Here is an 11,669-nt window from a genome sequence, read left to right on the forward strand (position 1 = left end):
CGGATGGCTTGGTACTACAAGGTTTCGTTTTTTGTTTATTCTCCAAGTATATTTTTTGATAAGCATCATATTTCATAACCATCTTTACATCCTCCTTATATCAAACCCAAATACTCTCTTAACCCCTCTTCCATCTTCTGCTGGACTTCAACAGGGCTAATCACCCGTATATGAGGTATCCAATACTGTACAATCGGGGTGATTTCTCTAGGATGAATATTCTTACAAACCAATAGCAAATCACCATTATCCAGATGACGTACTAACTCCTGATTGGGTAATAAATCTCGCCGTTGAAAATATCCTGCAACTTTGGCATTCACCTGTAGCACAATTTCACTGATACGATTGCCAAAAAACAAACTGTCTGTGGCTAGTATTTCTTCCTTAATCTCTGGGTCACACACAAAGGTTTCCTCAGAAAGCTGAATGTTATTCATCTGGGTAAAGCAATAGATACGCTGTTGTTGCTCTTTAAGCCCGACCACATACCAAATGCCATTCTTATTTAATAAATGATAAGGTTGCAGTTTATGGTGTTTAAGTTGTGTTTCTGTCTTCTTGCCACGTACTTTTTGATAATCAAATTCAATATAACGATTCTCATCAATGGCTTTGGTAATTCTGTCGAATTCTCTTTGTTTATGACGAATATTTTCGTATTGAAATCCTTTTACTGTAATACTTTGACTTAGTTTTTCTTGGAAAAAACGACGGTCAACTTCGGGAAATAGGTCTTGTATGCTGGCAAAGTTTGCTATACGGCGAATTTCTGCTTGACTCAAATGCCCCTGTTTATTTTTATTGAGTTGGTAATGGCTTGAGCCAGCTTCTGCATAGTCAAAGAGCGCAAGCCGTTCGTTTAAGTCTCTTTGTATGGTACGTACAGAGACTTTATGTTCATCTGCTAAATCATGGATGTTAAGACGTTCACCATTATTAAGGCGAATGATAATGTCTGTTAGTCGTACGGCAAGGCGTTCATGTTTTTTTGATGTCATATATCCTTAGTACCCTCTATTTATCCTATTATCTTTTTTACCTGTATCTCTCTTTACAGTATATTTTTTATTATTTTAACAACTATACTTGACAGGTTATGTCGCAAACTAAAGAAAAACTGCTCTTTTTTTGCTTAAAATGACAACAAAAAAGAGTAAAAGCAATGTTTAAAGTCTAGTATATAACTTATTAGCACTGTATCTCAATACGGTAATGCCTAGTATTCCAAAATAAATGGGAGGTTTTATGGTATTGCGTACAGATGATGAGTTAAGCAGAAATATTGGTCGAGCAATCGCTAAAAATAGACAGTTGGCAGGGCTAACTCAGGCTCAGGTTGCAGAGTATTTAGAGATTAGTAATGATGCGGTATCTCGTATGGAGCGAGGTAAGATTATGCCAACGGTTGCACGGCTGATGCAGATGGCTGATATTTTCGGCTGTGAGACAGCAGATTTATTGACCCAAAGTAGTGTGTTAGCCTTGGATCAATCCAGACGGATTCAGCAGTTATTAGCTCAGTTGGATGAAAAAGAACGGGTACAGTTATTAGAGATTGTTGAGACAATGGTCCAGTGGTATCAACAAGGCAGGGATAAAAAGTAATATCCCAAACCTTGACATACTACCAACCCTACTTGTTATCGCATTGGCTGAGGTATAAACACATATCGAGCAAGCGGTTGGCATAGCCCCATTCATTATCATACCAAGCAAAGACTTTAAACTGGCTACCTACCTGCATTAGTTGTTGCCCATCAATAATCAATGACTCTGACTGATGAATAAAATCACTGGAGACCAATGGCTCATCAGTATAGTCCATGATACCTGCTAACCGTCCCTGACACGCCAGCATCAAGGTCTGGCGTAGATGAGTTAAGTTAACGGGTTGCTGAAAGACAAACGTCGCATCAATGGCAGCGACATCAATGGTAGGAACTCGAATAGAATGTCCATTAATCCGACCTTGCATCTGAGGCAAAACCCGCTCAGTAGCGGCAATACTGCTAGATGTGGTCGGAATGATGTTATGCCCAGATGCCCTAGCACGACGTAAATCACGGTGCGCTTGGTCAAGTACAGTTTGGTCAGCAGTGACAGCATGTATTTCTGTCATCATCACCGACTCAATCGAAAACGCTGTGTCTAAAACATGAATCAATGGGACTAATGCCTGTGTGGTACAAGACACACTAGAGATGATAGGCAACTTACGTGTAAGTAACTCATCATTGACACCCATCACCACGCAAGCATCAATATCATCAAACGGTGCAGCACCAATAATCACCTGCTTAGCACCTGCATCTAGATGTTTTTTGGCATCTTGATAAGAGCGAAAATGCCCTGTGCATTCCAAAACCACATCAATATTTAATGACTGCCACGGTAGATTTTCTGGACTAGCTACGGCAAGCATTTGTATATCATAGCGACGTGTGGCTTTACGCAAACATAGCATGTACTGAGCATCTTGCTCAGTTAGACTTGCGTCTACACCACTGTTACTTAATCGACCATGTGTACTGTCAAACTTAAGTAGATGTAATAGCGTCTGAGCATCAGCGACATCATTAATCGCTACAATATACACTGATTTACCCAACACTTCAAAGCGCTCAATCAATGCCCGTACAACATTGCGACCAATACGACCAAAGCCATTTATTGCAATTCTTAATGGCTGCGTGATATCACTCTTAATCGCTGATGTGGGACTCAAAGACGATACAGTGGGCATTGCTATTGTGGGATGTAGATTATGAGTAGACAAAAGATTCTCTTTAATTTAATAAAATTAACCAATAAAGACTTATTTCCGTGTTTTTAGCACTGTGTTATATGGATAGCATATGCGGTATCAATACCAGTTGTTACTCTGTAATAAATATCAGTGCTAAACGAATGGTATTATAATCAATGGTCTCTCGTAAATGCTCAAAAATAGGTTTGAGCTTGATACTACCATCATCATTAAAGTCATTAGGGTCGTTTGCCACCTTAATGGCAACATAGGCATTTCCCACTTTTGTCATAACCTCATCACTAGGACGCAGGTGTTCACAAGCCAATTCAGGATGTTGTTTTTTAAGCCGACTTAAGTGGCGCATAATTGTAGACTGTGCCAGCCCCCTTGCTTGTGCAATTTCAGCAATGCTCAGGCTCTCTTCTAACAGTAATCGGGTCTCTAACAATGTACTACTGGACTGGTCACTGACTTGATTACTCAATTGCTCTTTTTTTTCATGTTGGCGCTTGAGTTTTTCTTGTCTTTTTTTACGCATGGATTCATAAGCATCAATCGCACTTTGGCTGAGTGTGCCACCCGATTTGAGAATAAAGTTATTTTGTGTATTGCTTAGGCTATTTTCATCTAACAAAGCATAGGCACTTTCTGCCTCATCAGACAGCTCTAAAAAACGTCTGTCTGCACCTCTGGCTAATGGGTCAAGCTGGAGGCTTAGCTCGTTCATTCCCAAAAGCTGTAGCCCATCTAAAGATTTTAAACGAGACAATGCCACATAACCCTGACCCAGCTCAAAGGTCTTTGATAAGTCTATCTCAGCCGTCTCTAGGGTCATTCCTTGTGACTTATGAATAGTAATCGCCCATGCCAAGCATAGAGGCACTTGACTATAACTTGCCAGCACTTCACCGTTCTCATCTTCGATAATCCATTCTTCTATTTCTGCTGTGACTTTTTGTCCATTATTCAGCTTTACAACAGGAAGCTTATCACCATCAGGCTTATCGGCTTTTACGGGGGCAAAAGCAATCACCTCTCCCATACTGCCATTTGATACGCCAAGCTCATTATTATTTTTGATAAACATCACTTTTGCGCCAACTTTTAATACCAGCTCATCAGAAGTGCGTACATTCTTTTTTAGAGTCTCTACCAGCTTGCTATCACCAAATGTACTGGCACTAAACGTCATAGCATCTGATGGCAAAGCGTCCAGCTCACGCTCATTAATTTTATTCACATTTAGATTATGTGTATACAGGCGTGTGCGGTTATGGTGGATATCTTGAAACTTTGTCGCATTAAGCGTATCAATCGCTTCGTAAGTGATGCGTTGCTGACGGATTTGATTCAAAATGATATCTAAGGACAAACCTTCTTCTACAGATATTTCCGATTGACGATGCTGCTCTGTCAAATAACAAATATGAAAGTTTGCTTCCAGCCAAGCAGCTGACATAAAGGCAAACTTATCACGATTGGTTTCTTCACGTGTCCCAATAGGCGGAAGCTGAAAAAAATCCCCCGCCACTACAACCTGAATCCCACCAAAAGCGGCTTCCGTTTGGCGAATATGTTTTAGTACCTGATTAACTAAATCTAGCTGTTTAGCATGTAGCATGGAGATTTCATCAATAATCAATACTGCTGTCTCTTTAATACGCTCAGCTAAGTAACGCTTACGACTCAGATTACTTAAATCACGCTCACTTAAGCTATCTTTAATACCAATACCCGACCAACTATGAATGGTAATACCGCTCATATGAGTGGCGGCAATACCTGTACTGGCAGTAACGGCAACAGGAACTCGGCGTGCTCGCAAATAATGGATATATTGGTTTAATGTATAAGTTTTACCTGAGCCTGCTGAACCTGTTAAAAAAACATTTTCACCAGTTTTAAGAATATCTAGAGCAGTAGATTGACGCATAGAAAATGACCAGCACGCTTAATTTTAAAGGAATAGTTTGATTGATAAATTGCCACACAGACCATGATAACAAATGCCACCAGTATAATTATACCTTTGTGTGACAACTGGTGAACAAACCCTCTCATAGACTCGACAAAATTTTATAAAATCCTTTTAAAATAAATAACTTAAATTCATTGTTTTTAATATGGATTTAAGGCATCATAGCTGATGTACCTATTAATACAATAGATAAAAATCATTCAAATTTATAAATAGCACTGACCATACATAAATAATAATGACAAAAACCATCTACTAAGAGGTTCAATATGCCATTTAAGCCCATCCCTGCCGTCATCTCTATTTTAATTGGCTTGATTATCTGGTTTGTTATTCCTGTACCTGAGGGTGTCAGCCCTGATGCGTGGCATTTATTAGCACTATTTGTCGCTACCATTGCAGCTATTATTGGCAAGGTTTTACCTATTGGTGCGATTGCAATTATTGCAGTAATGCTCGTCGCCATTACAGGAGTAACCAACGAAACCCCCAAAGGGGCAATTAATGACGCACTATCCAGTTTTTCTAGCCCACTTATTTGGCTAATTGGTATTGCAGTGATGATATCACGAGGGCTGATTAAAACAGGGCTGGGTGCACGCATCGCCTATTACTTTATTTCAGTCTTTGGCAAAAAAACATTGGGGATTGCCTACTCATTATCCATTGCCGAGCTGTTAATTGCACCCATCACCCCTTCAAATACCGCACGTGGTGGCGGTATCATTCACCCAATTATGAAATCTATTGCCCATAGCTTTCACTCTACCCCAGAAGAAGGTACACAAAATAAAATTGGTCGTTATTTATCCTTGGTCAATTTTCAAACCAACCCCATCACTTCAGGTATGTTTATCACTGCCACTGCTCCTAATCCACTGGTGGTAGATTTAATCGCAAAAGCCACAGGCAATGATATTCAACTGTCATGGACAACGTGGGCAGTTGCCATGTTTCTACCCGGTATGCTGTGTATTTTGCTGATGCCATTGGTCATATACATGGTCTATCCACCCGAGATTAAAGAAACACCTGATGCCAAAGGCTTTGCCAAAGAAAACTTAGCCAAACTGGGTAAGGTCAGCACCCAAGAAAAAATTATGCTCGGTGTTTTTGCACTCATGCTAATTTTATGGGCAAACATTCCAGCAATGATTTTTGGTGATGCTTATGCAGTCAATGCCACCACTACTGCATTTTTAGGCTTATCCTTGCTTATCTTATCAGGGGTCTTAACGTGGGAAGATGCCCTAAAAGAAAAGTCCGCTTGGGATACCATTGTTTGGTTTGGTGCGCTGATTATGATGGCATCATTTTTAAACAAGCTTGGTTTGATTGAATGGTTCTCTACTAATATTAACTCAGCAATTGCAACCACTGGCTTTGGCTGGGTTGGCGCTGTGGCAATCTTAACCTTAGTTTACCTATATATTCACTACTTCTTTGCCAGTACCACCGCCCATATTACGGCGATGTTCGCCGCCTTTTATGCGGTCGGGCTTGCTCTTGGCGCACCACCAATGCTCTATGCACTAATACTAGCAGCAACTGGTAATATTATGATGTCACTGACCCACTATGCCACAGGAACAGCACCCGTAATTTATAACTCTGGCTACACTACATTAGGTGAGTGGTGGATTGTCGGTGCCATTATGAGTGTGGTCAATATGATTGTATGGATTGGTAGTGGTTTAATCTGGTGGAAAATACTGGGTTATTACTAACGTCTATTGAACATTCATCTTTATAGGAAAAATTTTGCCAATTTTACATAAAAGTAAAAGATAATCTCGCCCGTAGTACCTACTTTGATAAGACAAGATAAGAGCAGTTACACCTTCCCTCGTTTTGCTTGTAGCTACATTATCTTGAGCTAACTACAATAAATTTTTGATGAAGCTCTATTCATATAGTCTACAAAACTAGACATGGCTATTTATAGCTTATAGCCACCTCTAACCTTAAGGATAAATAACCAACAAACCCTAGCAATAACTCATAAATATTTTTTATACAAAAACATAAAAATAATTATCAATTTTGACTATCTATTTGCCCAAAAAGTTAGTACGATGAAAAGGCAGTTAAATGATAAATGACTTATCAATTTAAAACAAAATCCCTAATAATTCCAATGATATATAAACATGGATAGGTTGCCTGCAAAAAACGGCACATCTCATCACTCTATCCATAATATCAGAGTGCTAAAGTGCTAATCTCATCAACACCAGCAGTTATGGAATTATTTTTTATTATAACGAGCAATAAGGAATTAAAACATGCAATATGATTATCCAAACACCTCAAATAGCCCAGTACAATTTAAGGAAAAATATGGCAATTTTATTAATAACGAATGGGTAGCCCCTGCTGATGGTGAATACTTTGAAAGCACCAGCCCGATTAATGGTGCAGTGGTCTGCCAAGTTGCCCGCTCAAAAGAGGCTGATATCGAAAAAGCCCTAGATGCAGCCCATGCTGCCAAAGAATCTTGGAGTAAAACCAGTGTTACTGAGCGTGCCAATATCCTACTAAAAATTGCTGATAAAATCGAAGAAAACCTAGAAGCCATCGCCATTGCTGAAAGCTTTGAAAATGGTAAACCAGTACGTGAAACGCTAGCAGCTGATATTCCACTTGCCGTTGACCAATTGCGTTATTTTGCAGGGGCAATTCGCGCCCAAGAAGGCGGTATTAGTCAAATTGATGAAGACACCGTTGCTTACCATTTCCATGAGCCACTTGGTGTGGTCGGGCAGATTATCCCTTGGAACTTCCCTATTTTGATGGCAATTTGGAAAATCGCTCCTGCCCTAGCTGCAGGTAACTGCGTTATCTTAAAACCTGCCGAGCAAACCCCTGCATCTATCTTATTTTTGCTAGACACCATTGGTATTGCAGACATTCTACCCAAAGGTGTACTTAATGTCGTCAATGGCTTTGGTGTCGAAGCAGGTAAACCACTGGCATCAAATCCACGCATTAACAAAGTTGCATTTACAGGGGAAACCACTACTGGTCGCCTTATCATGCAGTATGCCAGTGAAAATATCATTCCTGTCACCCTAGAGCTTGGTGGTAAAAGCCCCAATATCTTCTTTGAAGATGTGATGGACGCCGATGATGACTACCTTGATAAAGCCATCGAAGGCTTGGTAATGTTTGCCCTAAACCAAGGTGAAGTATGTACTTGCCCTTCACGTGCCTTAGTACATGAAAGCATTTATGACAAGTTTATCGAGCGTTGTGTCGAGCGGGTGAAAGCCATCAAACAAGGCAACCCACTGAACACCGAAACCATGATTGGTGCACAAGCCAGTTCTGACCAATTAGAAAAAATCCTATCTTACCTAGACATCGGTAAAAAAGAAGGGGCTGAAGTGCTGGTCGGTGGTGAGCAAGCCAAACATGACGGTGAGCTAAGCGAAGGCTACTATGTGCAGCCTACCATCTTTAAAGGCACCAATGACATGCGTGTGTTCCAAGAAGAAATCTTTGGACCTGTACTGGCGGTCACCACCTTTAAAGATGATGAAGAAGCAATGAAAATCGCCAACGATACCTTGTATGGTCTAGGTGCTGCTGTATGGACACGTGATATTAATCGTGCTTACCGCTTTGGTCGTGGTATCCAAGCAGGTCGTGTGTGGACAAACTGCTATCACGTCTATCCTGCCCACGCAGCCTTTGGTGGTTACAAGAAGTCTGGTATCGGACGTGAGACCCATAAAATGATGCTTGACCACTATCAGCAAACCAAAAATATCTTGGTTTCGTATAGCACCAAAGCACAGGGTTTCTTCTAGAAACTTACGACAGTTATGTGTCTAACGGTTAAATTTAAAATGCAATCTGTCGGCTGATGGATTGCATTTTTTATTCATTAAAATTAGGGGAAAACTTATGCAATTAATAGCAACGGATGCCTGCAAAGAGCTAATAGCCTTATTAAAGTCTAAGCATGGTGAGCTAATGTTTCACCAATCTGGCGGCTGCTGCGATGGTAGCTCGCCGATGTGTTATCCACTCGGTGAATTTAAAGTCGGTGCGGTTGATGAGTTGGTCGGTGAGCTAGAAGGTTGCCCTTTTTATATGGATAAGGCTCAATATAAACTATGGCAACATACCGATTTAACCATTGATGTGGTCAATGGACGTGGAGCAAGTTTTTCGTTAGAAATCCCCGAAGGCAAGCGGTTTATTGTACGCTCTGATGTGTGTGCTGTTGACTAGATGTTATCATACTGGTATTGATGAGTCTGATAATAGATACATTCAAGCTAAGAACAGTTATCCATTACTTCTATAAATACAGGTTGTGAAAATTTTTCAATATTATCAATATCATAAACTATCTCATTGGTTCTATTACAGTGAAAGGTGAATGTTGCCAACTTACCTATTTCATCCTCTTGGAAACCAACTATCGTAGTGATGGGCTGATTCAAAAATTGTTTTTTCCATTGCATACGAAATCGTTTGGCAAAGAGGATAGCCTGTATAAATACATCATTTTGAATGAAATCTTCGATATGAAATTTATTGATAACACATTCAAGCCCAGAATAATCACGATATATTGCCAAATCATATATTTGGTCAAAATCTATGTCCATATAATTCTTCGGAAAAATTTCTCTTAAAAACACACAGTCTTCTAATCGATAAAAACCTTTATTAATTACTTCCCATAACATAGGATCTAAAGAACTTTTAGCAATTAAATCTTTTTTACTTTTTAAAAACTCTTGCATACTACTATTTGTATACAACATAGTTACTATCCTAATAGTTACTACCCTAACAATATTATTTTTTATTGATTCTTTTTAAGCCTTAATCACCCAAGATTTAGACTCAATTAGCCAAGTGACGATATTAATCGCACCTTCACCCAGCTTTTAGAGTGGATATTATTGACATAGTTTGCTAATAATAGAATTTTAGTTTAAGAGTATAACCATGAATAATAATACCACCTCAATAAAAAGAAAATCAAAGTCACTCAGATTATATTTTTTTCTAATAATCTTTACTATTTTTATCATTATTTTTTACGCTATTTATAAATCTCAGCAAAAAGATGAATTTCTTTTAATCACCTATGATTTATGTCGACAACAACAAATAACCATTCTTGCCAGTCAGCTCGGGCTAGATTATAAAATGTCAGTGGGTGATGCTTTTGAATTTCCCACGTTACGTATTATTGGTAACACCGCAGACATGCAAAATTTTCGTCATTTATACCATCAAACTTATGCTGATAATAAATTTTGGAATTATTATACCTATGATACAAACACCATAAATAATGAATGCCACTTATATAATATGAAATATCATGTCGATAACATCAACGAAAAATTACTGCCCTTTATTCCTAACAATGCTGACCATGTCAGTTATGACTCAAAAGCCGATAATGCGGTTTACTGCTATTATACCAATACACAAAAAGGTGGCTCACAATGTTATTTCATTAGCTTGCATGATGATATTTTGCAAAAAGATGATATTAGCGATATGGAAAAAGCAAACTTAGAAAAACTCAATCAACTATATTCTTTGCGTCGAGATATGAGTGATTTGCGTTTTATACGTTCACAAGTTTATGACTGGAACAGTAATCCAACACAGCTTTATGGATTTAGACTGCATACCAACTATGATGGTAATCGTTGGGGAATAGTAGAAAGATATTAAATTTTTGCATACCTATATATGTACTAGCTCAAACCTAATCTGACAGTACCCCCAAATTGACGGTCAAGATGTCAGGTTATATTTGAGCTAAATTCTTTTGTGCCCAAACGGATTTACCCTCAGTAAGCGTTTGCATAGGTGTTCTACCACAGCACATCTTACCTTGATGAGTTCTTTCATAATTATAATAAACAAGCCAATCATCTAAATCAGCTTGTAGAGACTCTAGATTATCGTAAATCTTCTTTCGAAAAGCAATTTGATAAAACTCTTGTAAGATAGTCTTATGAAACCGCTCACAAATACCATTGGTTTGCGGGGATTTGGCTTTAGTCTTAGTATGATCTATATCATTGATAGCCAAATAAAGCTCATAATCATGTTGTTCTACCTTACCGCAATACTCAGTACCTCTATCTGTTAATATTCTAAGCATCGGTAACTCATGCTCTTGATAAAACGGCAATACCTTATCATTGAGTAAATCAGCAGCTGTAATCGGTGTTTTGGTATTATATAACTTAGCATGTGCTACCTTCGAATAAGTATCTACAAAGGTCTGCATATAAACACGTCCAACGCCTTTTAAATGACCGACATAGAAAGTATCTTGTGAGCCTAGGTAGCCTGGATGTGCTGTTTCAATCTCACCAGATGCTTCATCGTCTAGTTTTTTCTTTTCAAGTGCTGATATTTGCTCATCAGATAAGAGGATGCCTTCGGCTTCTACTTTTGCCTCTAATGCCTTTAAACGTTTATTGAAGTTTTCTAGGTTGTGTCTTAACCATATAGAACGTACACCACTGCCTGAAACAAAAATACCTACTTTTCTAAGTTCATTAGAGGTTCTGTGCTGACCGTGAGCAGGATAGTCTATGGCATGTTGTATGACAGCTTGTTCTGTGGACTCATCAACTCGATTCTTAAGGTTAGGTACTCGCCTTGATTGATTCACTAATGCGCCTATACCGCCGTTGTCTGCCATTTCTTTATAGCGATAAAAGGTGTCTCGAGAGACCCCCATTATTTTACAAGCTTTAGAGACGTTACCTAGCTCTTGAGCTAAGTTTAGTAAGCCTGCTCTGTGTTTGATGATTGGATTACTATTTGTGCTAGAATGGTTCATGTGTGTTATTCCTTATTTGATAAAGTTTAGACATCTTCATCAATTTGGGTAACACACTCTTTTTTAAAGTGTGATTGTCAGATTAGGTTGAGACTAGTACA

10 protein-coding genes are annotated in these 11,669 nt (G+C 38.8%); 5 read left to right on the plus strand and 5 right to left on the minus strand.

Features of this window, described 5'->3' with window-relative positions:
• Window positions 1-95 precede the first annotated feature (95 nt).
• A complete protein-coding gene (locus FHK88_RS11305; RefSeq protein ID WP_227430848.1) occupies window positions 96-1,001 on the minus strand; it encodes a helix-turn-helix transcriptional regulator in 906 nt (301 codons plus the stop codon).
• A gap of 247 nt (window positions 1,002-1,248) precedes the next feature.
• Here FHK88_RS11305 and FHK88_RS11310 point away from each other — a divergent pair, with 247 nt between their 5' ends.
• Window positions 1,249-1,608 (plus strand): helix-turn-helix domain-containing protein, encoded by a 360-nt coding sequence (locus FHK88_RS11310; RefSeq protein ID WP_227430849.1) that lies wholly within the window; start codon window positions 1,249-1,251, stop codon window positions 1,606-1,608.
• A 28-nt stretch (window positions 1,609-1,636) separates the two neighbouring features.
• Here the strand turns inward: FHK88_RS11310 and FHK88_RS11315 are convergent, their stop codons facing one another.
• Together FHK88_RS11315 and FHK88_RS11320 are read right to left on the minus strand one after the other, a co-directional pair.
• Window positions 1,637-2,746 carry a type I glyceraldehyde-3-phosphate dehydrogenase gene (locus FHK88_RS11315; RefSeq protein ID WP_227430870.1) on the minus strand — a complete coding sequence of 370 codons (1,110 nt, stop codon included), beginning with the start codon at window positions 2,744-2,746 and terminating at the stop codon, window positions 1,637-1,639.
• Between the two features lie 133 nt (window positions 2,747-2,879).
• Window positions 2,880-4,685 carry a helix-turn-helix domain-containing protein gene (locus FHK88_RS11320; protein ID WP_227430850.1) on the minus strand — a complete coding sequence of 602 codons (1,806 nt, stop codon included), beginning with the start codon at window positions 4,683-4,685 and terminating at the stop codon, window positions 2,880-2,882.
• 314 nt (window positions 4,686-4,999) lie between these two features.
• On the opposite strand from FHK88_RS11320, the gene FHK88_RS11325 reads away from it, so the two are divergent.
• From FHK88_RS11325 to FHK88_RS11335, 3 genes are all read left to right on the plus strand, one after another.
• Window positions 5,000-6,457, plus strand: coding sequence for a DASS family sodium-coupled anion symporter (locus FHK88_RS11325; protein WP_227430851.1), 1,458 nt, complete (start codon window positions 5,000-5,002; stop codon window positions 6,455-6,457).
• A 558-nt stretch (window positions 6,458-7,015) separates the two neighbouring features.
• Entirely contained in the window at window positions 7,016-8,542 is a 1,527-nt protein-coding gene (locus tag FHK88_RS11330) for an aldehyde dehydrogenase family protein (RefSeq protein WP_227430852.1), read from the plus strand.
• Window positions 8,543-8,639: 97 nt separating this feature from the next.
• On the plus strand, window positions 8,640-8,969 hold the full coding sequence (locus FHK88_RS11335) for a DUF779 domain-containing protein (RefSeq protein WP_227430853.1): 330 nt from the start codon (window positions 8,640-8,642) through the stop codon (window positions 8,967-8,969).
• A 47-nt stretch (window positions 8,970-9,016) separates the two neighbouring features.
• Here the strand turns inward: FHK88_RS11335 and FHK88_RS11340 are convergent, their stop codons facing one another.
• Entirely contained in the window at window positions 9,017-9,511 is a 495-nt protein-coding gene (locus tag FHK88_RS11340) for a hypothetical protein (protein ID WP_227430854.1), read from the minus strand.
• A 187-nt stretch (window positions 9,512-9,698) separates the two neighbouring features.
• Here FHK88_RS11340 and FHK88_RS11345 point away from each other — a divergent pair, with 187 nt between their 5' ends.
• Entirely contained in the window at window positions 9,699-10,442 is a 744-nt protein-coding gene (locus FHK88_RS11345) for a hypothetical protein (protein ID WP_227430855.1), read from the plus strand.
• A gap of 76 nt (window positions 10,443-10,518) precedes the next feature.
• Here FHK88_RS11345 and FHK88_RS11350 read toward each other — a convergent pair whose 3' ends face one another.
• Window positions 10,519-11,568: an IS481 family transposase gene (locus FHK88_RS11350; RefSeq protein ID WP_227429178.1), complete on the minus strand. Its 1,050-nt coding sequence runs from the start codon at window positions 11,566-11,568 to the stop codon at window positions 10,519-10,521.
• Between the last annotated feature and the right edge of the window lie 101 nt (window positions 11,569-11,669).

This window comes from Psychrobacter sp. I-STPA6b (genome assembly GCF_020662265.1).
GTDB lineage: Bacteria > Pseudomonadota > Gammaproteobacteria > Pseudomonadales > Moraxellaceae > Psychrobacter.

Excerpts from the sequence above, each read along its gene's own strand:
- FHK88_RS11305 (WP_227430848.1), bottom strand. The coding sequence starts at position 1,001 with ATGACATCAAAAAAACATGAACGCCTTGCCGTACGACTAACAGACATT.
- FHK88_RS11310 (WP_227430849.1), top strand. The coding sequence starts at position 1,249 with ATGGTATTGCGTACAGATGATGAGTTAAGCAGAAATATTGGTCGAGCA.
- FHK88_RS11315 (WP_227430870.1), bottom strand. The coding sequence starts at position 2,746 with ATGCCCACTGTATCGTCTTTGAGTCCCACATCAGCGATTAAGAGTGAT.
- FHK88_RS11320 (WP_227430850.1), bottom strand. The coding sequence starts at position 4,685 with ATGCGTCAATCTACTGCTCTAGATATTCTTAAAACTGGTGAAAATGTT.
- FHK88_RS11325 (WP_227430851.1), top strand. The coding sequence starts at position 5,000 with ATGCCATTTAAGCCCATCCCTGCCGTCATCTCTATTTTAATTGGCTTG.
- FHK88_RS11330 (WP_227430852.1), top strand. The coding sequence starts at position 7,016 with ATGCAATATGATTATCCAAACACCTCAAATAGCCCAGTACAATTTAAG.
- FHK88_RS11335 (WP_227430853.1), top strand. The coding sequence starts at position 8,640 with ATGCAATTAATAGCAACGGATGCCTGCAAAGAGCTAATAGCCTTATTA.
- FHK88_RS11340 (WP_227430854.1), bottom strand. The coding sequence starts at position 9,511 with ATGTTGTATACAAATAGTAGTATGCAAGAGTTTTTAAAAAGTAAAAAA.
- FHK88_RS11345 (WP_227430855.1), top strand. The coding sequence starts at position 9,699 with ATGAATAATAATACCACCTCAATAAAAAGAAAATCAAAGTCACTCAGA.
- FHK88_RS11350 (WP_227429178.1), bottom strand. The coding sequence starts at position 11,568 with ATGAACCATTCTAGCACAAATAGTAATCCAATCATCAAACACAGAGCA.